General features: G+C 68.5%; 22 protein-coding genes. 14 read left to right on the plus strand and 8 right to left on the minus strand.

The genetic code is table 11. The annotated features are described in order from the left end of the window. Window positions 1–62: 62 nt before the first annotated feature. From ACFU7D_RS17680 to ACFU7D_RS17695, 4 genes are all read right to left on the minus strand, one after another. Window positions 63–806, minus strand: a complete 744-nt coding sequence (locus ACFU7D_RS17680) for a sirohydrochlorin chelatase (protein ID WP_378869377.1) — start codon at window positions 804–806, stop codon at window positions 63–65. 70 nt (window positions 807–876) lie between these two features. Continuing rightward, complete coding sequence (locus ACFU7D_RS17685; RefSeq protein WP_378869380.1) at window positions 877–1,620, minus strand: phosphoadenylyl-sulfate reductase; 744 nt, start codon at window positions 1,618–1,620, stop codon at window positions 877–879. Continuing rightward, a complete protein-coding gene (locus tag ACFU7D_RS17690) occupies window positions 1,617–1,787 on the minus strand; it encodes a hypothetical protein (RefSeq protein ID WP_378869383.1) in 171 nt (56 codons plus the stop codon). Before ACFU7D_RS17690 ends, ACFU7D_RS17685 begins: the two co-directional genes overlap by 4 nt. Further along, window positions 1,784–3,508 carry a nitrite/sulfite reductase gene (locus ACFU7D_RS17695; protein WP_378869386.1) on the minus strand — a complete coding sequence of 575 codons (1,725 nt, stop codon included), beginning with the start codon at window positions 3,506–3,508 and terminating at the stop codon, window positions 1,784–1,786. The genes ACFU7D_RS17690 and ACFU7D_RS17695 overlap by 4 nt, the downstream gene beginning before the upstream one ends. A gap of 464 nt (window positions 3,509–3,972) precedes the next feature. Here ACFU7D_RS17695 and ACFU7D_RS17700 point away from each other — a divergent pair, with 464 nt between their 5' ends. From ACFU7D_RS17700 to ACFU7D_RS17730, 7 genes are read left to right on the plus strand one after another with little or no spacing between them, the layout of a single operon-like run. Further along, window positions 3,973–5,430: a glycine hydroxymethyltransferase gene (locus ACFU7D_RS17700; protein ID WP_378869389.1), complete on the plus strand. Its 1,458-nt coding sequence runs from the start codon at window positions 3,973–3,975 to the stop codon at window positions 5,428–5,430. 4 nt (window positions 5,431–5,434) lie between these two features. After that, the gene (locus tag ACFU7D_RS17705) at window positions 5,435–5,971 is read left to right on the plus strand and encodes an N-acetyltransferase (protein ID WP_091040951.1); all 537 of its coding nucleotides are present in this window, start codon (window positions 5,435–5,437) and stop codon (window positions 5,969–5,971) included. A 5-nt stretch (window positions 5,972–5,976) separates the two neighbouring features. Next, on the plus strand, window positions 5,977–6,753 hold the full coding sequence (locus tag ACFU7D_RS17710; RefSeq protein WP_378869392.1) for a hypothetical protein: 777 nt from the start codon (window positions 5,977–5,979) through the stop codon (window positions 6,751–6,753). 56 nt (window positions 6,754–6,809) lie between these two features. Then, the gene (locus ACFU7D_RS17715) at window positions 6,810–7,448 is read left to right on the plus strand and encodes a hypothetical protein (RefSeq protein ID WP_378869394.1); all 639 of its coding nucleotides are present in this window, start codon (window positions 6,810–6,812) and stop codon (window positions 7,446–7,448) included. After that, window positions 7,445–8,644, plus strand: a complete 1,200-nt coding sequence (locus ACFU7D_RS17720; protein ID WP_378869397.1) for a PrsW family intramembrane metalloprotease — start codon at window positions 7,445–7,447, stop codon at window positions 8,642–8,644. The genes ACFU7D_RS17715 and ACFU7D_RS17720 overlap by 4 nt, the downstream gene beginning before the upstream one ends. Next, a complete protein-coding gene (locus ACFU7D_RS17725; RefSeq protein ID WP_378728023.1) occupies window positions 8,641–8,931 on the plus strand; it encodes a hypothetical protein in 291 nt (96 codons plus the stop codon). Before ACFU7D_RS17720 ends, ACFU7D_RS17725 begins: the two co-directional genes overlap by 4 nt. Further along, window positions 8,928–9,242, plus strand: a complete 315-nt coding sequence (locus ACFU7D_RS17730; protein ID WP_378869402.1) for a hypothetical protein — start codon at window positions 8,928–8,930, stop codon at window positions 9,240–9,242. Before ACFU7D_RS17725 ends, ACFU7D_RS17730 begins: the two co-directional genes overlap by 4 nt. Here ACFU7D_RS17730 and ACFU7D_RS17735 read toward each other — a convergent pair. The 3 genes from ACFU7D_RS17735 to ACFU7D_RS17745 are packed head-to-tail and all read right to left on the minus strand — an operon-like array spanning window position 9,212 to window position 12,292. Beyond that, entirely contained in the window at window positions 9,212–9,955 is a 744-nt protein-coding gene (locus ACFU7D_RS17735; protein WP_378869404.1) for a class I SAM-dependent DNA methyltransferase, read from the minus strand. The two genes, ACFU7D_RS17730 and ACFU7D_RS17735, sit on opposite strands and share 31 nt — an antisense overlap. 43 nt (window positions 9,956–9,998) lie before the next feature. Then, window positions 9,999–10,691, minus strand: coding sequence for a response regulator (locus ACFU7D_RS17740; RefSeq protein ID WP_378869407.1), 693 nt, complete (start codon window positions 10,689–10,691; stop codon window positions 9,999–10,001). Continuing rightward, window positions 10,688–12,292, minus strand: coding sequence for an ATP-binding protein (locus tag ACFU7D_RS17745; protein WP_378869411.1), 1,605 nt, complete (start codon window positions 12,290–12,292; stop codon window positions 10,688–10,690). Before ACFU7D_RS17745 ends, ACFU7D_RS17740 begins: the two co-directional genes overlap by 4 nt. A 142-nt stretch (window positions 12,293–12,434) precedes the next feature. Between ACFU7D_RS17745 and ACFU7D_RS17750 the strand changes: the two genes are divergently transcribed. Then, complete coding sequence (locus tag ACFU7D_RS17750) at window positions 12,435–13,784, plus strand: cation:dicarboxylate symporter family transporter (protein WP_378869414.1); 1,350 nt, start codon at window positions 12,435–12,437, stop codon at window positions 13,782–13,784. Between the two features lie 55 nt (window positions 13,785–13,839). On the opposite strand, the gene ACFU7D_RS17755 is transcribed toward ACFU7D_RS17750, so the two are convergent. Continuing rightward, on the minus strand, window positions 13,840–14,187 hold the full coding sequence (locus tag ACFU7D_RS17755) for a hypothetical protein (RefSeq protein ID WP_378728017.1): 348 nt from the start codon (window positions 14,185–14,187) through the stop codon (window positions 13,840–13,842). Window positions 14,188–14,443: 256 nt separating this feature from the next. Between ACFU7D_RS17755 and ACFU7D_RS17760 the strand changes: the two genes are divergently transcribed. From ACFU7D_RS17760 to ACFU7D_RS17785, 6 genes are all read left to right on the plus strand, one after another. Continuing rightward, window positions 14,444–15,745 carry an ABC transporter substrate-binding protein gene (locus ACFU7D_RS17760; protein WP_378869416.1) on the plus strand — a complete coding sequence of 434 codons (1,302 nt, stop codon included), beginning with the start codon at window positions 14,444–14,446 and terminating at the stop codon, window positions 15,743–15,745. Then, window positions 15,742–16,737 (plus strand): carbohydrate ABC transporter permease, encoded by a 996-nt coding sequence (locus ACFU7D_RS17765; RefSeq protein ID WP_378728015.1) that lies wholly within the window; start codon window positions 15,742–15,744, stop codon window positions 16,735–16,737. Before ACFU7D_RS17760 ends, ACFU7D_RS17765 begins: the two co-directional genes overlap by 4 nt. Next, on the plus strand, window positions 16,737–17,576 hold the full coding sequence (locus tag ACFU7D_RS17770) for a carbohydrate ABC transporter permease (protein WP_378728014.1): 840 nt from the start codon (window positions 16,737–16,739) through the stop codon (window positions 17,574–17,576). Before ACFU7D_RS17765 ends, ACFU7D_RS17770 begins: the two co-directional genes overlap by 1 nt. Before the next feature lie 142 nt (window positions 17,577–17,718). Then, window positions 17,719–18,813, plus strand: a complete 1,095-nt coding sequence (locus ACFU7D_RS17775; RefSeq protein ID WP_378728013.1) for a potassium channel family protein — start codon at window positions 17,719–17,721, stop codon at window positions 18,811–18,813. Between the two features lie 201 nt (window positions 18,814–19,014). Next, window positions 19,015–19,299, plus strand: a complete 285-nt coding sequence (locus ACFU7D_RS17780; RefSeq protein WP_091040975.1) for a DUF3263 domain-containing protein — start codon at window positions 19,015–19,017, stop codon at window positions 19,297–19,299. Window positions 19,300–19,626: 327 nt separating this feature from the next. Continuing rightward, the gene (locus tag ACFU7D_RS17785) at window positions 19,627–21,960 is read left to right on the plus strand and encodes a M4 family metallopeptidase (protein ID WP_378869419.1); all 2,334 of its coding nucleotides are present in this window, start codon (window positions 19,627–19,629) and stop codon (window positions 21,958–21,960) included. Window positions 21,961–21,994 lie beyond the last annotated feature (34 nt).

The raw sequence follows: 21,994 nt of genomic DNA on the forward strand, positions 1-21,994 counted from the left end.
GTTGTAACGAGCCGACTCGGCGGGGTTTTCGGTCAGGATGAGCCGACTCGGCCCGGGGTGGGTCAGACCGGGACGAGCTCGACGGCGCCCACGGCGTAGCGAGCCAGGATGGTGCGGGCGACCTCGGGGTGGGCGCCCATCGGGTCGCTGACCGCGACGGCGCCGGCCTCGAGGGCGAGCTCCTTGGCGCGGTCGGGCAGCTGTCCGGGAGCCAGGAAGAGCATGCCGACGGCGATGTGGCGGCGACCCTCGGCGCGGAAGGCGCGGACGGCCTCGCCGGTGGCCGGCGGAGCGGCCGAGGCGTACGCGGCCACGACCGGCAGCTTGTGGTGGGAGCCCCAGATCCGGGCCAGGCGGGCCACCGACTGGTTGGCCAGCGGGTCCGAGGATCCGGCCGCGGCCAGGACGAGGGCGTCGAGCTCGCGCACCCGGGCGTCCTTCAGAGACTCCCGGAGGCGCTCGTCGAGCACCTGCAGGAAGACGCTCTCGAGGCCGAGGATCGCGCTGGTGTGGATGCGCAGGCCGGAGTGGCGCGCGGTGGCCTCGGCGATGACCGAGGGTACGTCGACGCGGGCGTGGAACGCCTCGGTCAGCAGGAGCGGCACGACGACGATCTCGTCGTGGCCGGCCTTGACCAGCTTGTCGATGACCGCCTGGAAACGCGGCCGGGAGTGGTCGAGGAAGGCGGCTTCGATGCGGAGGTCGGGGCGCAGGGCGCGTACCTCGGCAATGAGCGCGTTGATGGTCGCGGCGGACTGCGGATCGCGGCTGCCGTGAGCCAGGGCTACCAGAGCGGGAGCTGCCATTGTCTTCATCCTTCGGGTGTTGCGGGGAAAGGTCGGAAAGTCTGTGTTTGTTCGCGCCCTTCCGGGCGGGTCAGGCGTGGATGCCGCACTCGGTCTTGCCGGTGCCGGCCCATCGCCCGCTGCGCGGGTCCTCGCCGGGGGCGACCCGGCGGGTGCACGGCGCGCAGCCGATCGAGGGATACCCGTCATAGACGAGCGGGTTCACGAGCACTCCGTTGTCCTCGATATATCGCTCGACCTGCTCGTCGGACCATCGCGCCATCGGCGATACCTTGACCTTCTGGCGCTTGGCGTCCCAGCCGATGACCGGGGCGATGACCCGGTTCTTCGTCTCCGCGCGGCGCAGGCCGGTGGCCCAGGCGTCGTAGGAGGCGAGCGAGTCGGCCAGGGGCTTGACCTTGCGCAGTGCGCAGCACAGGTCGGGGTCGGTGCGGTAGAGGTCCTTGCCGTATTCGGCGTCCTGCTCGGCCACGCTCTGCACGGGCGTGATCGTGAGGAGGTTGACCGGCATCGTCGCCTCGACGGCGTCGCGGGTGCCGATCGTCTCGATGAAGTGGTAGCCGGTGTCGAGGAAGACCACGTCGATACCGGGCACGACCTTGGAGGCGAGATGCGCCAGGACCGCGTCACCCATCGAGGACGTGATCGCGAACCGCTCGCCGAACGTGGCGGCGGCCCACTCGATGATCGTCTCGGCCGGGGCGAGCTCGAGCTCGGCCCCCCAGTGAGAGACGATCTCGCGCAGCTCCTCGGGGCTACGGCCAACGGTGTCCACCCCGCGGTTTGCCCGGGCGGCTGCTGTGCTGACGCTCATCCGTGCGCCTCCTTCGTGACGGTCCGAGAGATCTGGCCCAACGACTTCAGCTGGAAGGCCCGCAGGCAGGCGCGGCACTCCCAGGACCCGTGCGTGGCCTCGTGGGGCCACAGGTCGGTCTCGCCACAGAACGGGCAGTGGAACGGGGTGCTGGCGCGCTCGCTCATGCGGTCACCTCGTCCAAGGTCTTCTCGCCGCGCAGCAGGACCTCGTCGGCACGTGCCGTCCACGCCGAGAAAGTCTCGCCGTCGGTGCGGTCGGCCAGGTAGTTGACGACCAGCGCGGAGATGTAGTCGTCGAGTCCGACCGAGGTGACCTTGTGCGCGCGCAGCTTGCGCCCGAAGTTGGCGGTCAGCCCGGTCGCGCCGCCCAGGTGCACCTGGAAGCCCTCGACCTGGTTGCCCTCGCCGTCGAGGACCAGCTGGCCCTTGAGCCCGATGTCGGCGACCTGGGTCCGTGCGCAGGCGTTGGGGCACCCGTTGACGTTGACGGTGATCGAGGCGTCCAGCTCCGGGAACCGCGACTCGAGCGAGGCGATCAGGTCGCGCGCCCGGTCCTTGGTGTCCACGATGGCGAGCTTGCAGAACTCGATCCCGGTGCAGGCCATCGTGTTCTGGCGCCAGTTGGATGGCCGGGCCGAGAAGCCGATCGCGTCCAGCGCGGTGATCAGGTCCTCGACGACCGCGGGCTCGACTCCGATCAGCACGATCTTCTGGTACGGAGTGAGCCGAGCGCCCTCGACGGCGAACTTCTCCATCACGCCGGCGAGCTCGACCAGGTGGGTGCCGGAGATGCGTCCGGCGATCGGTGCCAGGCCGACGTACTTCTTGCCGTCCTTCTGGTCGTGGACGCCGACGTGGTCGCGGTGGCCCAGCGGTGACTCGGGGGAGGGGTTGGAGACGAGCTGACGGTCGAGGTACTCGTTCTCGAGGACCTCGCGGAACTTGTCCTTGCCCCAGTCGGCGACCAGGAACTTCAGCCGGGCCCGCGAGCGCAGCCGGCGGTAGCCGTAGTCGCGGAAGATGCCCGCGACACCCGCCCACACGTCGGCGACCTCGTCGAGCGGCACCCACACGCCGAGCTTCTCGGCCAGGCGCGGGTTGGTGGAGAGCCCGCCGCCGACCCAGACGTCGAAGCCGGGCCCGTGCTCGGGGTGGACGGTGCCGACGAAGGCGATGTCGTTGATCTCGGGCGCCACGTCGTGCGACGGGTGGCCGGTCAGCGCGGTCTTGAACTTGCGCGGGAAGTTCGAGAAGGCCGGGTCGCCCAGGTAGCGGGACTCGATCTCGCGCAGCGCCGAGGTGCCGTCGATGATCTCGTCCGCGGCGACGCCCGCGACCGGCGAGCCGAGGAACGGCCGCGGCGAGTCGCCGCAGGCCTCGGTCGAGTGGAGCCCGACCTCTTCGAGGCGCGACCAGATCTCCGGTACGTCGACGATGTCGATCCAGTGGTACTGGATGTTCTCGCGGTCGGTGATGTCGGCGGTGTCCCGGGCGAAGTCGACGCCGATCTGACCGAGCGTGCGCACCGCGGCGGGGGAGAGGAGCTTGCCGTCGGAGCGGACCCGCATCATGAAGTAGCGGTCGTCGAGCTCCTCTTCCTCGAGGATGGCGGTCTTGCCTCCGTCGATCCCGGGCTTGCGCTGGGTGTAGAGGCCGAACCAGCGGAAGCGGCCGCGCATGTCGGCCGGGTCGATCGAGTCGAACCCGCGCTTGGAGTAGGTGTAGAGGATCCGGTCGCGAACGTTGAGCGGGTCGTCGTTCTTCTTCGACTCCTCGTTCTTGTTCAGGGGCTCGGTGTAGCCGAGAGCCCACTGGCCCTCGCCCTTCTTGGGCCGGGGGATCTCGGTTCGGGTGGCGCGCTTGGCCTGAAACCGGTTGTCGCTCATGTCAGAGAAACCTTTGCGTCGGTCGTGGACGCACGGCGGAGCAGGGACGTGCTCGCGGCGGGCGCCCGGGATGTCTGTCGGGCGGCGGGCCAGCGGCTCGACGCGGGGGATGCGGAGCGCTGGGCGTCAGTGGCGCCAACAGATCGAGCTGCGGATGCGGCAATAGTCCACGTGGCGTCGAACCACGAGGTGCGCATGTGTTGCAGCAGTGACCATGTCAAGGAGTCTCAGGTAGCGGACGGTCCGCACGCAATCTGGAATCCCGATATATGAGACATTGGTCCGTTATGTGGGACGTTCCCGCTTGTTCACGCGGGCGGTGTGGCCGAGGTCACCATCTGGTCACGGTCTCTTAACCAGGCTGAGCAGTCAGTCATTCCCACGGGCGGTGGTAGAGGACGTACGCAACGCACCGGGCGACCACGATGCTGCTCTCGTCCGCACGGCTGACTAGGCTGTGGCCCATGAGCGATCTGTCTGCCCCGGTGAATTCAGGCACTGTGAGTTCTGCCTACAACCAAGCCCTCGAGGTCATCGCCTCCGTGGAGCCCCGCATCGCCGAGGCGACCAAGCAGGAGCTCGCCGACCAGCGCGCCAGCCTCAAGCTGATCGCGAGCGAGAACTACGCGAGCCCCGCCACGCTGATGACGATGGGCACCTGGTTCTCCGACAAGTACGCCGAGGGCACCGTCGGCCACCGCTTCTACGCCGGCTGCCAGAACGTCGACACCGTCGAGTCGATCGCCGCCGAGCACGCCCGCGAGCTCTTCGGTGCCGAGTACGCCTACGTCCAGCCGCACTCCGGCATCGACGCCAACCTGACGGCGTACTGGGCCATCCTCGCCCACCGGGTCGAGGGCCCGTGGCTGGAGAAGATGGCCGTCAAGAACATGAACGAGCTCTCCGAGGCCGACTGGGAGACGCTGCGTGCCGAGCTCGGCAACCAGCGCCTGCTGGGCATGTCGCTGGACGCCGGCGGCCACCTCACCCACGGCTTCCGCCCGAACATCTCCGGCAAGATGTTCCACCAGAACCAGTACGGCACCGACCCCGAGACCGGGCTGCTCGACTACGACTCGCTGCGTGCCAAGGCGAAGGAGTTCCAGCCGCTGATCATCGTCGCCGGCTACTCCGCCTACCCGCGCCGGGTGAACTTCGCCAAGATGCGCGAGATCGCCGACGAGGTCGGCGCCACCCTGATGGTCGACATGGCCCACTTCGCCGGCCTCGTCGCCGGCAAGGTCTTCACCGGCGAGGAGAACCCGGTTCCCTACGCCGACGTCGTCACCTCGACCTCCCACAAGTCGCTCCGCGGCCCGCGCGGCGGCTTCATCCTCGCCACCGAGGAGTACGCCCCGAGCGTCGACCGCGGCTGCCCGATGGTCCTCGGTGGCCCGCTCAGCCACGTCATGGCCGCGAAGGCCGTCGCCTTCGCCGAGGCCAAGCAGGAGAGCTTCCAGACCTACGCCCAGGAGGTCGCCGACAACGCCAAGTCGCTCGCCGAGGGCTTCCTCAAGCGCGGCGCCAAGCTGGTCACCGGCGGCACCGACAACCACCTCGTACTGCTGGACGTGACGAGCTTCGGCCTCACCGGCCGTCAGGCCGAGTCGGCGCTGCTCGACTCCGGCGTGGTCACCAACCGCAACTCGGTCCCGGCCGACCCCAACGGCGCCTGGTACACCTCGGGCATCCGCCTCGGCACCCCGGCGCTGACCACCCGCGGCTTCGGCGCCGACGAGTTCGACCGCGTCGCCGAGCTCATCGTCGACGTGCTCTCCAAGACCAAGCCCGGCACCACGAAGGCCGGCGGCCCGTCCAAGGCTTCCTACGCCATCGGGGACTCCGTCGCCGACAACACCAAGGCCGCCGCGGCGGAGCTGCTCGCGAAGTTCCCGCTGTACCCCGGTCTCGACCTCGCCTGAGCTCGTGCCGGCTCCGAAGCGACCCAGCTCGATCCCCGGCGTCGGGGCCCCTGAGAAGGTGGTCCCGACGGCGGCGGTGCGTGTCGTCGTCGAGGACGAGTGGCCGGCGCTCAAGAAGGTGCGCCTCGCTGCTCTCCAGGACACTCCTCGAGCGTTCTGGGCCTCCTACGACGAGGTGGTGACCTGGCCCGACGAGCGTTGGCGGCTGTGGGCGGCCTCCGGTGCGGCCTACATCGCCTGGCTCGGCGAGAATCCCTCAGGGCTCGCCGCCGGGATCATCCATGATGACGAGCACCACCTGATCAACATGTGGCTCGCCCCCGAGGCGCGTGGTCACGGCCTCGCCGAGGGGCTCATCCTGGCTGTTGCCGGCTGGGCGCGTCGTGACGGCGCCTCCGTGCTGACCCTGTGGGTCGTCGACGGCAACGAGTCCGGGCGCCGCCTCTACGAACGCCTCGGCTTCGAGCTCACCGGTGAGACGCAGCCCTTCCCCGAGGGTGACCCGCGCACCGAGTCGAAGATGGCGCTCCGCCTCACCTGAGCGTCATGGCTGATCCACGCGAGGGCGTGACCTCCGACGGTCTGATCCGCACGGGAGCACGTCGGGACCGAGTGCCGTCCGCATTCGAGCCGGTCCTGGCGTACGTCCTCGGGCGGGTCCCGCCCGAGGTGTCGGTCCACGTCTACGGCTCGGTGGCCAACGGCACGGCCACGGTGCCTGCCTCCGACGTGGACCTGCTGACGATCGGGCTCCCGGCGGCCGCCGCCTCCGGGCTCGGCGCCGATGCGTCGGCGGCGTTCGCCGAGCTCTGCCGCGGCGTGGAGATCGCCGCGGTGTCCTCGGACGACTACCTCGGCGAGGGCGACGAGGCGTACGGCAACCGGGTGTTCCTGCGCCACTACTGCGCGCATCTCGCCGGCCCCGATCCAGGCGCCGGCCTGCCCGGGTTCCGGGCGGACGCCCGCGCCGCCCGCGGCTTCAACGGAGACATCGACCGTTCCCTGCGCAGGTGGCGCGCAGCCCTCGGGCGCGACGACGCGGGCGACCTGTCCCGCCGGATCGCGCGCAAGTCGCTCCTCGCCGTGGCAGGCCTGGTCAGCGTCCACGACGGCACCTGGACGACCGACCGCTCCGCCGCAGCCGCCCGCTGGAGCGAGATCGAGCCGTCCCTCGCGCCCGGTCTGGCACGGCTCGAGTCGTTGTCCGAGACCGGTGGGGCGTCCGAGGAGGAGACCGGGACGCTGCTCGGTGCGGGCGGGGTGATCGAGCATCTCACCGCCCGCTTCACCACCGATATCGGGCTTTGGGACCGAAAGTGTTGACAGATCCTTTAGTTTGACTGCAGGAGAGTCTCGCTGTCATGCCATCGGAGGCACGGTTGTCATCGACGAACACCACGAGTCGTGGGGCCAAGAGACGGGTGCCCGTCGAGCACCGATTTCTCGGACTGGACAAGAGATCCTTCCCCTATGCGTTGTTCGTGGCCGGGGTCTTCCTCGTCGCGACAGCGCTGATCCCGCGCGTTGACGGCTGGATCGACTGGGACGATCCGGTGCGGGCCGGGGATCAGCTGGCGACCGGTGACGGCCTCGCGTTCGTGCCCGCGACCGGGTGGGAGGTCATCAGTGGCTTCCGGGTGGGCGAGGCGAACGCGGGCGCTGCCGCGGGTTCGGCGAAGATCACCGGCAACGGAGTCGTCTTCGACATCACCTACGACGCCTTCGACGGCACCCCGTCCGAGCTGCTCGAACAGATCGCCAAGGTCACCAGCGGCACAGGTGATGAGACGTTCACGATCGACGGTGAACCGGCCACCGTCACGACCCGGGCGGGTGACGTCGGGGTGATCCAGGCGTACAGCTCGGCCAACGGTGACGGGCTGATCGCTGCCTTCGTGATCAACGGCACCGGGCTCGAGGTCACCGCCTACGGGGCGCCGGCGCAGATGGCCGCTGCTGCCGACACGGTTCACGCCATGATCACCTCGATCCACGAGGTCGAGGGGAGCGACTCGTGAGCGCCCCGACCGCACCGGTCGGCGTGGGCGGGGCCGATGCCGATGCCGCCGCACGTCAGGCGAGGGCACTCGAGGTCTCCGGGTGGGGCGAGAGGTTCACCTTCCTGCAGCCTCACAACCTCTGCTTCTGGGTCTTCCTCGGGTTGATGGCTGTCGGGCTGTTCCAGTCCTGGTCCTACTTCAGGCCGGAGCTCGGTTTCTACGGCGAGGCGATCGGGATCTCGGCGGTGCTGTGTGTCGGCTTCGGTGCGATCTGGTGGGCCTGGCTGCGTCACGTGGACCGGTGGGAGAGGCAGCCGGTCGACCTCGTCGTCGCCGCGGTCGCCTGGGGTGCGATCGCAGCCACCTTCGGCTTCGCGATGACGGTGAACACGGCGATGCTCAGCATCTACGCCAAGCTCTTCGGGCAGGACTGGGCGAGCTCCTGGGCCGCCGGCGCGACCGCGCCGTTCACCGAGGAGTCGGCCAAGCTGTGCGGCTTCCTCCTCCTGATGGGACTGGCGCCGCGGCTCGTCCGGACGGCCAACGACGGGCTCGTCCTGGGTGCCTTCATCGGTCTGGGCTTCGCCGCGTTCGAAGACTTTCTCTACGCCGCTAACGCGGTGGGCAGCGCCTTCGGTACCGACCCGGTGCAGCACGCGGTGCAGATCTCCTTCACGCGTTTCGCCGTCGGGTTCGTCTCGCACCCGCTGTTCAGTGCGCTGGTCTGCAGCGGTGCGGTCTACCTGATCGGTACGGCGGCGCAGCCCCGGCGGATCGCGAGGGGCCTCCTCTTCGTCGCCGCGGGCCTGTTCATCCACTTCACCTGGGACGACGCAGGCGGTCTCGGCGGTCACGGTGCGGGCGTGTTCCTGGTCATGGCGCTCTCCACGATCGCGGGCTTCGTCCTGCTGACGATCGCGTTCAGGCTGGCGGCGCCGACCGAGCACCAGTTCGTCCGCGACATCCTCGCCCCCGAGGTCGAGGCCGGCCATGTCCGTGCCGACGAGCTCGACGCCGCCCTGGACAAGAGGGCACGCAAGGCCGCGAGGAAGGCCGCGCCGGGCAGGAAGGCGAAGAAGGCGCAGAAGCATCTCGGCCGAGCCATCATGGACCTGGCCCACGACGTTGCCCGAGCAAGGGGACTCGAGACTGCCGAGGTGGAGCAGGGGCGTGCCGAGGTGGCCCGCCTGCGATCGGTGGCTGAGGTTCGGTGACGGACGAGGTCGAGGTCAGCGCCCTGGCGATCAACGTGGCCATTCCCGATGAGCTGCAGTGGACCGACAGCAGGCGGGAGGTGACCTTCCGGCTCACCACCCTCAACGTGCGCCTGCTGCCCGACGGCCGGCTCGCGGCCAAGGCGTACGGACGCCCGGTCGACGGCGGCCGTGGCGCCTACACGTCCTTCGCCGTCCCGGATCGTCCCGAGCTCACCGATCTCATCGCTGAGGCCGCGAAGGTCGCCGCGGAGCGGTGGCGGGCGGCGTACGCTCCGGAAGCATGACTCCGGACGAGGTCGACGCCTACGTCGCGACCCTGGACGGCTGCCGCCACAAACCACGCGGCTGGTACGTCAACGATCGCCTGGTCGCCCGGCATGTTGACGCGACCACCCTGCTCGTCCGGGTCCCGATCGAGGCCCGCGAGGCGCTGATCGAGCGCTGGCCGGACGCGTTCGGTATCCCGCCGAGGATGGAGGCCCACCACAAGATCGAGGCCTACCTCGACCGCGCCGCCCCCGAAGCCGTCCGTGAGGCGATCCGGCTGGCCTGGGACTTCCAGCGCTACTCCGGCTTCCGCCACACGGACACGTGACTCGTGGACTCGCCAGTGAACGCGGAGCGGTCCCAGCCGGCGTACCTCGCCTCCAGCGTCATCCCGGCCAGCCGCGCCATCAGGTCGAGCTCGGAGGGCCACACGAACCGGAAGTTGTGCTGCCCGTAGCGGAACCGGCCGTCGGCCTCGCGGCCGTAGTGGTGCGAGATCGCCTGCTGGGTGACCAGGTCGTAGGTGTCGAACCCGAGGTGCGCGGGGGAGACGTCGAAGGGGATCGCGGGGCTGCCTGGCGGAAGCCGCCGCAGGCCCGGCACGCCGACCTCGACCACGAAGCGTCCGCCCGGCGCCAGATGGCGAGCGGCATTGGCGAAGCAGGCGACCTGCTCCTCCTGCGTACGCAGGTTCCCGATCGTGTTGTAGACCAGATAGACCAACGAGTACGTCCCCGCTCCGGGTGCCACGGCAGCGGCCATGTCACCGACCACGACCGGGATCGTCGCCTCGTCCACCTTGCGCCGGAGCACGTCGACCATCGGCTGGGAGAGCTCGATGCCGGTGACCGGCACCCCCAGCTCCCGCAGCGGTACGCCGATCCGGCCCGTCCCGATGGCGAGCTCGAGCGCGGTGCCGCCGTCGGCGACCTCGGCGAGGAAGCGTGCCACCGGCCCGGTGACCTCGGGTGAGTTGACCCAGTCGTCCGGGTCGTCGTAGCTCTCGGCCGTGTCCCGGGTCCACACATCGCTGCTCGTCATGGGTGTCGACTCTGCCCGGCGCGACACCCCGAATGCGAATGATTTAGCGCCAGGAGTAGCCGACCTCGGGCCGGCCGCCGCTGGGACCGTAACGGACCCCCCGCGCGGCCAGGCCCTTGTCGGCGAGGTGCTCGAGATAGCGCCGTGCGGTCACCCGCGACGAGCCGACCACCGCGGCGACCTCGCTCGCCGAGAGGTCACCAGAGGCCTCGCGCAGCGCGGCCGTCACGGCCCGCAGGGTCTCCGCGCTCATGCCCTTGGGCAGCGGTGTGCTCCCGGTGGGCCGCAGCGACCCCAGGAGCTGGTCGACCTCGTCCTGGACGACCTCCTCGGGGGCAGCCTCCAGCCGGGCACGATAGTCGGCGTACTGCTCGAGCTTGTCCCGGAACGTCGCGAACGTGAACGGTTTGAGCAGATAGAGCACGACCCCCTGCACGACGGCCTGCCGCACCACCTTCGTGTCCCGCGCCGCCGTCACCGCGATCACGTCGCACAGGTGCCCGGCGGTACGCAGCCTGCTGAGCAGCCCGAGCCCGTGCCCGTCGGGCAGGTTCATGTCGAGCAGGATCAGGTCCACCGGAGTGCCCGCGTCGCGGGCAGCGTCGAGCGCGCGGACCGCCTCGCGCGCCGACCGCGCGATCCCGGCCAGGGCGAAGCCCGAGACCCTCCCGACGTAGGCCGCATGCGCCTCGGCCGCGAGCGCCTCGTCCTCGACCACCAGCACCTTGACACTCATGCCGCGGCCTCCGTAGCTAGGGTGACGGTGAACTCCGCACCACCGAGGTGCGAGCGGCCGATGACGACCTCGCCACCATGACGCCGGGCGATCTGGCCGACCAGCGCGAGACCCAGGCCTCGACCTGTACCGGGCTCGGCCTTCGTGGTCCAGCCGCGGTCGAGGACGCGCGCCGAGTCGGCGTCGTCCAGGCCCGGACCGCTGTCGCCGACGCGTACGGTGAGGGTGTCGTCGTCGCCGGTGAGGTGGACCTCGACCTGGCGGAACTCGAAGCCGGAGACGGCGTCGATGGCGTTGTCGACGAGGTTGCCCAGCACCGTCACCAGGTCGCGGGGCGGGATGCCCGTGCCGGGTGGCACCTCGCCGACGATGCGGAACTCGACGCCCTGCTCGGCCGCCTCGGCCGACTTGCCGAGCAGGAGCGCGGCCACGACGGGATCCTCGACCGCACCGACGACCCGGTCGGTGAGGAGCTGGGCGACCTGGAGCTCCTCGGTGGCGAACTCGACCGCATCCTGCTCCCTGCCCATCTCGATCAGGGACACCACCGTGTGGAGCCGGTTGGCCGCCTCGTGGTTCTGCGACCGCAGCGACTCGGTGAGGCGGCGTACGACCTCGAGCTCGCCGGTCACCGAGCGCAGCTCGGTGTGGTCGCGCAGCGTCACCACGGCGCCCACCTCGCGGCCGTCCCACAGCGCCGGTGCCGAGGAGACGACGAGGATCCGCTCGCCGGCGAGGTAGAGGTCATCGGACTCGGCGGTGCGGCCGCGGGCGGCGGCGACCAGTCCGGGCGCCAGGTCGAGGTCCTCGATCCGGGTGCCGATGACGTCGTCCGGCAGTGCCAGCAGGCGCCGGGCCTCGTCGTTGACCAGCTGCACGCGCCCCTCTCCGTCGAGGAGGAGCAGACCCTCGCGGACCGAGTGGAGGACGGCGGAGTAGTACTCGTACATCCGGGCCAGCTCCCGCTCGCCCATGCCGTGGGTCAGCCGGTGCAGGCGCCGGCTCAGCAGCCAGGCACCGGTCAGCCCGACGGCCAGCACGAGCGCGCCGCACAGCAGCACGATGGTGACGTCGCGCCTGAGCCCGCGGTTGATGTCGCTGACCGTGATGCCGACGGACACGAGCGCGACGACCTCGTCACCGGCCTCGACCGGAACCACCGACCGGACCGATGGTCCGAGCGTGCCGGTGTACTGCTGGGTGAAGACCTCGCCATCGGGCGCGCCACCGAGGTCGCCGACGAACTTCCCGCCGATCTGGCGCGGATCGGTGTGGGTGTAGCGGGTGCGGTCCAGGTCCATCACCACGACGAAGTCGGTGTCGGTGTCGCGGCGTACCTGCTCGGTCCAGGGCTGGAGTGTCGCCGTCGGGTCCTCGCCGCGCAGTGCCGTGAGGACGGTGGGGGAGTCGGCGACGGTCTGGGCGACGGCCACCGCGCGCTGGGTGGCGCGGCTGTAGGAGTCGCGCTGGGCGTCGTAGGACGCCATCAGGATGCCGGTGACGACGAGCAGCAGCACCGTGCCGAACTGGAGGAGCAGAACCTGCTGGGCCACCGGCCGATCGCGGAGAACGCGGGGGCGGAACGGGTGGACACGGGACACGACCTCATTCTGGACCACCTCGGTTGCGTGGTTGTGATCGTGGCCACGAACACAACGAACACAACAGTGACGGTCGTCACGTTCTCCCGGAGAGTTGCCCGAGTTGCCCCGGAGGGCAGGCCACACCGGACCAGGAGGAACGATGAGCACGACCCCCACAGAGACAAGACCCAAGAAGGACCGGACACACTATCTCTACATCGCGGTGATCGCCGCGGTGGTCCTCGGCATCCTGGTCGGGCTGATCGCCCCGTCGTTCGCGGTGGAGCTGAAGCCGATCGGCACGGCCTTCGTGAACCTGATCAAGATGATGATCCAGCCGATCATCTTCTGCACCCTGGTCATCGGCGTCGGCTCGGTCGCCAACGCGGCCAAGGTCGGCAAGGTCGGTGGCCTGGCGCTGATCTACTTCATCGTGATGTCCACCGTCGCCCTGGCGATCGGCGTCATCGTCGGCAACATCATCGACCCGGGCACCGGCCTGCAGATCAGCTCGGACGCGTCCAGTGCGGGCCAGGAGGCTGCCTCGGAGGGGCACGCGAGCACGACCGACTTCCTCCTCAGCATCATCCCGACCTCGCTCTTCTCCGCGCTGACCTCCGGCGTGGTGCTGCAGACCCTGCTGGTGGCACTGCTGGTCGGCTTCGCGCTGCAGCGGATGGGGGAGTCGGGCAAGCCGATCCTCAACGCGATCACCGCGATCCAGAACCTCATCTTCCGCGTGCTCGCGATGATCATGTGGGCCGCCCCGGTCGGCGCCTTCGGTGCCATCGCCGGCGTGGTGGGCGAGACCGGCATCGACGCCCTGAAGAGCCTCGCCGTCATCATGATCGCCTTCTACGTCACCTGTGCGATCTTCGTCTTCGGCATCCTGGGCGCGATCCTCAAGCTGGCCACCGGCGTGAACCTCTTCAAGCTGCTCAAGTACCTCGCCCGCGAGTTCCTGCTCATCCTCTCGACCAGCTCGTCCGAGTCGGCCCTCCCGCGCCTGATCGCGAAGATGGAGCACGCCGGTGTCGAGAAGGCGACGGTCGGTGTCGTGGTCCCCACGGGCTACTCGTTCAACCTGGACGGCACCGCGATCTACCTGACGATGGCCTCGATCTTCATCGCCGACGCGATGGGTGACCCGCTGAGCATCGGCGAGCAGATCGGCCTGCTGCTGTTCATGATGATCGCCTCCAAGGGTGCCGCCGGTGTCACCGGCGCGGGCCTGGCGACCCTCGCCGGCGGGCTGCAGTCCCACCGCCCGGAGATGGTCGACGGGGTCGGGCTCATCGTGGGCATCGACCGGTTCATGTCCGAGGCCCGTGCGCTGACCAACTTCGCCGGCAACTCGGTCGCCACCGTCCTGGTCGGCCACTGGACCAAGACCATCGACCACAGCCAGCTCGACCGTGTCCTCGACGGTCAGGACCCGTTCGACGAGACGACCATGGTCGACGACCACGCGGCTCCGCCCGCAGCGGAGACCGAGAAGGCGCGGGTCTAGACCCCACGTCAACAGGCCGTACGCCGCGCGGGCACGCGCGACGTACGGCCTGTTGTCATCGGTTGCGGTAGAGGATGCGCGCCAGCTCGAACGGCGCGACGCGCCACGACCCGATCGGCTCGTCGTCGAGGCCGATCCGGCCGAGCGCGGCGATGATCCAGGAGAACGCGAAGCAGCCGACGCCGGCGACGGCCCAGATCCCGACCGTACGCCACGCCAGACCGCCGCCGAAGGCCCGGAAGATGCCGATGACGGCAGCGATCACGGCGATCGCCGCGATCAGCCAGAAGAGGATCGAGCAGATGACAGCGGCCAGCCGGCCGGCTACGGCCAAGGGGTCGCGAGGAGGCTGGTGATGGGACCCGTGACCGGGGCCGTGATGGGGAGGGTGCGGATAGTTCATTTGGGCCCTGATTCTGGCCTAACTCGCCCGTCGGGGCCACACCGGGCTGGCGGGTCTTCCTGGAGGCGGAGCACGGGAGAGGTATCCTCCTGCGCGTTCTCGGGTAAGTGTTCGACAATTTCCCCGGGACATCGATGGACCGTAGCGACTAGTGTTACGGAGATCACATAACGAGGCGCTGCCTCGTGGACCCGACGCGGCCTGCGTGGCACGACTCCGTGGATCAAACGACGATGGAGGGTGCAATCAGATGCACGTGCGAAAGTGGCAAATCGGAGCAGTGGTCGCAGGTCTGCTCGCCGTGACCGGCTGTGGCGTTCCCGGTGGCGGTGGCAACAACGATGCCGGCGACACCGAAGAGGGAGACGGCAGCATCCAGATCCTCGGCGCGATCCCCGAGGGCGAGGCAGTGGGGCTCAACGCGGCCCTCGACACGTTCACCAAGGACACCGGGATCGAGGTGACCTACACCCCCTCGACGGACTTCACCACCGAGATCCGCACCAAGGTCAACGGAAACGATGCCCCCGACATCGCGCTCTTCCCGCAGCCCGGTCTGGTCGGCGACCTGACCGAGTCGGGTGACACGCTGCCGCTCGACGACCTCATCGACGTCGGCTCGCTCGACGACACCATGATCCCCGGCCTGATGGACTCGGTCGAGATCGACGACAAGACCTACGGCGTCCCGATCCGCGTCTCGATGAAGTCGCTGGTCTGGACCCCGAAGAACTTCGAGCAGGCCGGCTACAAGACGCCCACGACCTGGGACGAGCTGCGGAGCCTCGAGGACCAGATGATCGCCAAGGGCCAGACCCCGTGGTGCCTCGGCGCCGAGGCCGGTGCCGATACCGGCTGGGTCTACACCGACTGGGTCGAGGAGATCGTCCTGCGCCAGGAGGGCCCGGAGTTCTACGACGACTGGGTCTCCCACGAGGTCCCCTTCAACGACCCGAAGATCGTCCAGGCGATCGAGACCATGGGCGACATCATCAACAAGCCGAAGAACGTACGCGGCGGGGCCGACGGCACGCTGAGCGAGCCCTTCGGCGACTCCCCGCTCCCGCTCTTCGACGCGAAGCCGGGCTGCGAGATGCACCGCCAGGCCAACTTCATCACCACCTTCTTCCCGAAGGACGTCCAGCAGGACCTGGCCGGCAACGTCGGCGTCTTCGCGCTGCCGGGCAACATGGAGGGCGGCTTCGAGGGCAACCCGGTGCTCGGCGGCGGTGACATGGCGACCGCCTTCACCAACGACACCGACGTGGTGGAGCTGATGGAGTTCTTCGCGTCTCCCGACTTCGGCGCCGAGTGGGCCCAGGCCGGTGGCTGGCTCTCGCCGAGCACGGAGTTCGACAACTCGCAGTACGCCGACCCGATGTTCGGTGAGATCGCGACCCTGCTGCAGGACGCCGACACCTTCCGCTTCGACGGTTCGGACCTGATGCCCGCGCAGGTCGGCGCCGGCACGTTCTGGAGCGAGATGAACGCCTACGTCGGAGGTGAGAAGAGCGCTCAGGAAGCTGCCGACGCGATCGAGGAGAGCTGGCGAGGATGAGCGATGATCCTTACCTGAAGATCCTCAACGGCCTGGTCGCCATCGTCCTCGGGGTCGGTGGCACCGCCGCTCTCTACTGGCTGCTCAACTTCCTCTCGGGCCTCCTGCCCGGCAAGTGGGAGCGGCGGGTCAAGCCGTACGTCTTCATCGGCCCGGCCATCGTGGTGGTCGCCGTCTTCCTGGTCTACCCGGCCGTGATGACGGTGATCTACAGCTTCGCCGACGCCAACAGCATCAACTGGGTCGGGTTCGAGAACTACACCTCGCTCTTCCGCGACGACGAGTTCATCGGCACGCTGGTCAACAACCTGCTCTGGATCCTCATCGTCCCGGTCGGCAGCGTCATCGTCGGCCTGCTCGTGGCGGTGCTGGCCGACCAGCTCAAGGCGTTCCCGGAGCGGGTCGCGAAGTCGGTCATCTTCATGCCGATGGCGATCAGCTTCGTCGGGGCGAGCACGATCTGGGGCTTCGTCTACGCGACCAGGTTCGCGCAGGGGGACAAGCAGATCGGTCTCCTCTCGGCGATCTCGACGAGTCTCGGCTTCGAGCCGGTCGCCTGGCTTCGCATCTCCGACTACAACCTCAACGACCTGCTCCTGATCGTCATCATGATCTGGTTGCAGGCCGGGTTCGCGATGGTGCTGCTCTCCTCGGCGATCAAGGGTGTCCCCGAGGACACCGTGGAGGCGGCGCGCATCGACGGGGCCAGTGAGATCCAGATCTTCTTCCAGGTCGTCGTGCCGCAGATCTGGCCGACGGTGATCGTGGTCTTCGTGACCGTTCTCATCCTGGTCCTGAAGGTCTTCGACATCGTCTACGTGATGACCGGAGGCGGAGCGGGCACGTCGGTGCTGGCCAACACCTTCTTCGTGGAGCTCTTCGAGTTCGGTGATGCGGGCCGGGCGGCTGCGGTCGTGGTCGTCCTGATGATCGCCGTGATCCCGGTGATGATCTACCAGATGCGCCAGTTCAAGAAGCAGGAGGCCCGCTGATGAGGAACCTCACCCTTGGCAGCGTCGCTGCCCGTGTCGGCATCGTTCTGCTGTGCGTGCTCTGGTTCATCCCGACCCTCGGCCTGTTGGTCTCGTCGTTCCGCGACGAGGCCGACGTGAAGTCGTCGGGCTGGTGGACGGTCATCACCGACCCGTTCTCCCAGTGGACGTTCGACAGCTACACGCAGGTCCTCGAGAGCGGGATGGCGAACGCTTTCGTGAACTCGATCGTCGTCTCCGTCCCGGCGACGTTGCTGCCGATCATGATCGCTGCGTTCGCCGCGTACGCGTTCACGTTCATGCGGTTCCCGGGGCGCAACGTGCTGTTCCTGGTGATCGTCGGTCTGCTGGTCGTGCCGTTGCAGGTGGCCTTCGTGCCGCTGCTCAGCCTGTTCAGCGCCTACAACCTCAACGGCACCTTCCTCGCGGTCTGGCTGGCCCACACCGCGTTCGGGATGCCGTTGGCGGTCTTCATCCTGCGCAACTACATGGCGACCCTGCCGCAGGAGATCATCGAGTCGGCCGAGATCGACGGGGCCTCCCACTTCCAGACCTTCTGGAGGCTGATCGTGCCGATGTCGGTGCCCGCGCTGGCAGCGTTCGCGATCTTCCAGTTCCTCTGGGTCTGGAACGACCTGCTGGTCGCGCTCATCTTCCTCGGGGCGGGTGACAACGAGGTCGTCACGATCACGTTGCGTGACCTGATCGGCGACCGTGGCCAGGAGTGGCACCTGCTCACCGCAGGTGCGTTCATCACGATGACGGTGCCGCTGCTGGTGTTCTTCTCGCTGCAGCGCTACTTCGTCCGTGGACTCACCGCTGGTTCCGTGAAGGGCTGAGGTCGGTCCGCGCCCGGCGGGCGTCATGTCTCCTCGGAGGCATGACGCCCGTTCGTGTTTCCCGGCGACCGAGCGGTGACACGGCGGATGTCGGAGGCACTCATGCAACAGACGACAGAGCGCTGCGGATAGGGTCACAGATGTGTCCGAGACATCTGCATTCACCCCGAAGTGGGCCGGTGTCGAGCAGATCGCTCTTCCTGAGACGGTGCGGTCGCCGTGGTGGCAGCTCGGGCGGCGGCTGCTGGCCGCGCTCGCGATCCTGGTCGGCACGGTCCTGCTGGTCTATCTCGACCGCGATGCGTACGCCGACAACAACGATCCCACCGGCCAGATCAGCCTGATCGACGCGATCTACTACACGACGGTGACGCTGAGCACGACCGGCTACGGCGACATCGCCCCGGTCGAGGCGCATGCGCGGATGATCAACGCGTTCATCATCACGCCGGCCCGCATCGCGTTCCTGGTGCTGCTGATCGGCACCACCCTCGAGGTCCTCACCAAGCAGGGCCGTGACCTCATCCGAGTCGCTCGCTGGAGGAAGAAGATGTCCCAGCACATCGTCGTCGTGGGCTACGGCACCAAGGGACGCAGCGCCGTCGAGACGCTGCTCAGCAATGGTGCCGACCCCGAGGAGTTCGTCGTGGTCGACCCGGACCCGGTGGCACGCTCCGATGCCCACTCCGACGGGATCGCGGTGGTCACCGGCGACGCGACCCGGCGCGAGGTGCTCATGCGAGCGGGTGTGAAGGACGCCGAGCAGGTCATCATCACCACCAACCGTGACGACTCCAACGTGCTCACGATCTTGACGGTGCGACAGATCAACCCGGACGCGTGGATCGTCGCCGCGGCCCGGGAGCGCGAGAACGCGCCGTTGATGAAGCAGTCCGGAGCAGACTCGGTGATCACCTCCGCCGACGCTGTCGGTCGGCTGATGGGGCTCTCCACCATCTCGCCGACCCTGGGCTCGGTCATGGAGGACCTGCTCAACTCCGGCATCGGCCTCGAGGTCGCCGAGCGTGACCTGCTGGTCAACGAGGTCGGCAAGCAGCCGCAGCAGCTCGCCGACCAGGTGATCGCGGTCGTACGCGACGAGAAGGTCTTCCGCTACTTTGACCCGGTCGTCGGCACCCTGTCGCGCGGGGACCGGCTGGTCGTCGTGCGGGCCGCGAAGGAGCTGCCCTGGGCGCCGCGTCCGGGGACGCACGGCGAGGACACCGCGGAGGTGTAGCTCTCGCCGAAATAGAAGTCAGCCGCTGGCGTCTCGGGTCACCAGCGGCTGACATGGAAGAGATTAGCCGACCGGCCAGCGACCTTCAAAGAGTCGATCTGCACTTTTATGAAGATGGCCCAGATGGGCTATGCCGGGTAGTTCGAGACGGTGGCGCGTGGCGGTTTCGGAGGCGCCCGTCGCGCCTGGGAGGATGTACGCATGACCGAGGCGCCCCACAGCCCCGGGTCTGCCGACGGGCAGCCGGGCCTTTCCGAGAACGAGAAGCGACTGCTCGACTTCGAGCGTTCCTGGTGGTCGGCCGGCACCGGCCGCGACGACGCGGTCCGGGAGCAGCTGGGGATGAGCGCCGCCGAATACCACCGTGCCGTCAACGATCTGATCGACAAGCCCGAGGCGCTCGCCTACGACGGAGTCCTGGTGCGACGGCTGCGACGGCAGCGCGACGCGCGGCGTACGCAGCGCTCGCAGAACCCGCGCTCCTAGCCCTCTCGGGTGGTCTGAGTAGCCCGGTCGGATCATTTGCAGTCTTATGCATTGCAGGTGCTTGCACGTGTTCGGCCTCGTCGGCTAACGTTCTACTTGTCAGCCGCTGGTGACCCGAGACGCCAGCGGCTGACTTCTGTTTTCCCCGGGAAACTGGCGCATCCGACATGTACCCGTGGGTATTCATATGTTGTCGTAAAAGCGACTCGATGCGATGCAAGGTTATGAAGCATTAACCTGATTGACCCGCTCCTCGGCCGATCGCCACTGTCCATGAGTCAGTATCGGCTGCTCCGCTTCGGCGGGGCCGGCTCAAGGAGAGTCTGCGTGAACAACAGACGCGTAGCGCAGGGCCTGACCATGGCCCTCATCTCGGCAGTGGCCGCCATCAGCATGCCCACCGGCGTGCAGGCGGCCACCGACCCCAAGCCCGGCAAGGGCACCGTCGCATCCCAGGAGACCGACGACGGCCGCGCGGTCGTCAGCGGCAAGGAAGCCAGGACCAAGGCGGAGAGGTCGGCAGCGGCCTTCGTCGCCGCCGACCCCGCGGCGCTGAAGCTCGGCGCCAAGGACGAGGCCGTCCGATTGAAGACGTACCAGTCCTCCGGACTTCAGTACGTCTCCTACGACCGCACCCACCAGGGCCTGCGGGTCGTCGGCGGCGACTTCGTCGTCGCGGCCGACGGCGAGGGCAACCTGCTGGGCACCTCGGTCGCCCAGGACGCCCCGGTCAAGGTGGCCACCACGAAGCCCGCGATCACCGAGGCGAAGGCGGAGAAGGTCGCCAAGGGCCAGGTGACCAAGCCGGCCGTCGAGTCCAGCGAGCTGGTCATCGTCCAGGGCGAGGGCGGCTCGGACCTCGCGTACGAGACGATCGTGACCGGCACCCGCGCCGGTGAGCCCTCCCGGCTCTCGGTCTTCGTCGACGCCGCCACCGGCAAGGTGCTCTCGACCAAGGAGCACGTCGTGCAGGGCACGGGCAGCTCGGGCTACTCCGGGACTGTGTCGATCTCCACGCAGCTCTCCGGCTCGACGTACTCGCTGACCGACCCGTCCGCGACGTCGCTCAAGTGTCAGAACGCGACTGGCAACGTGACCTACACCGGCACCGACGACTCCTGGGGCAACGGCGACCCGACCAACCGGGAGACCGGCTGTGTCGATGCGTTCTACGCCGCCCAGCAGGAGAAGGGCATGCTGACCTCGTGGCTGGGGCGCTCGGGCATGGACGGCTCGGGCGGCTGGCTCCCGATCCGGGTCGGCCTGAACGACGTGAACGCCTACTACGACGGCACCCAGGTGCAGATCGGCCACTCCCAGTCCGGCTCGCGCTGGATCGGCTCGCTCGACGTCGTCGCCCACGAGTTCGGCCACGGCATCGACGACCACACCCCGGGCGGGATCTCGGGTGGCAACACCCAGGAGTTCGTCGCGGACACCTTCGGTGCGGCGACCGAGTGGTACGACAACCAGACCGCCAACGACACCCCCGACTACACCGTCGGTGAGGAGGTCGACCTGGTGGGTGCCGGACCGATCCGCAACATGTACAACCCCTCGCTGGTCGGCGACGACAACTGCTACTCGTCCTCGACGCCGGGCGACGAGGTCCACGCCGCGGCCGGCCCAGGCAACCACTGGTTCTACCTGCTCGCCGAGGGCTCCAACCCGACCAACGGGCAGCCGACCTCGCCGACCTGCAACTCGTCCACCGTCACCGGTGTCGGGATCCAGAAGGCGATGAAGGTCATGTACAACGCGATGCTGCTCAAGACCTCGTCGTCGTCGTACCTGAAGTACCGCACCTGGACGCTCACCGCGGCCAAGAACCTGTACGGCACCACGACCTGCACCGAGTTCAACGCGGTCAAGGCCGCTTGGAACGCCGTCTCGGTCCCCGCCCAGACCGGTGACCCGACCTGTACGCCGGGCGGCAGCAGTCCCGTCACGGTGGCCTCGCCGGGCTCGAAGACCGGCACGGTCGGCACCGCGATCTCGTCCTTCGCGGTCACGGCCTCCGGTGGCACCTCGCCCTACACCTACACGGCCACCGGCCTGCCCACCGGCGTCTCGATCTCGACCTCGGGCACCGTCTCCGGTACGCCGACCACGGCCGGCACCTTCACGCCCACCGTCACCGCGACGGACTCCGCCGGCGTGACCGGCTCGGTGCAGTTCACCTTCACCGTCTCCGGCACCGGTGGTGGCACCTGCTCGGGCCAGAAGCTGACCAACCCGGGCTTCGAGTCCGGCGCGACCGGCTGGACCGCCTCCTCGGGAGTGATCGACAGCTCGACCAGCGCCCCGGCGCACTCGGGTTCCTACAAGGCCTGGCTGAACGGCTACGGGTCCACCCACACCGACACGCTGTCGCAGTCGGTCACCATCCCGTCCGGATGTGCGGCCACGCTGACGTTCTGGCTCTACGTCGACTCCGATGAGACGACCACGACCTCGGCGTACGACAAGCTGACGGTCAAGGCCGGGTCCACCACCCTGGCGACCTACTCGAACCTGAACAAGGGTTCGGGCTACGTCCAGCGCTCGCTCAGCCTCAACGGCCAGGCGGGCTCGACGGTCACCCTCACCTTCACCGGTACGGAGGACTCCTCCCTCGGGACGAGCTTCCTGATCGATGACACGGCAGTGAACCTGTCGTAGGTGGAACAGCGCGGCGCCCCCGCTCCCGCGACCG

The sequence above is a fragment of the Nocardioides sp. NPDC057577 genome (assembly GCF_042801335.1).
GTDB lineage: Bacteria > Actinomycetota > Actinomycetes > Propionibacteriales > Nocardioidaceae > Nocardioides.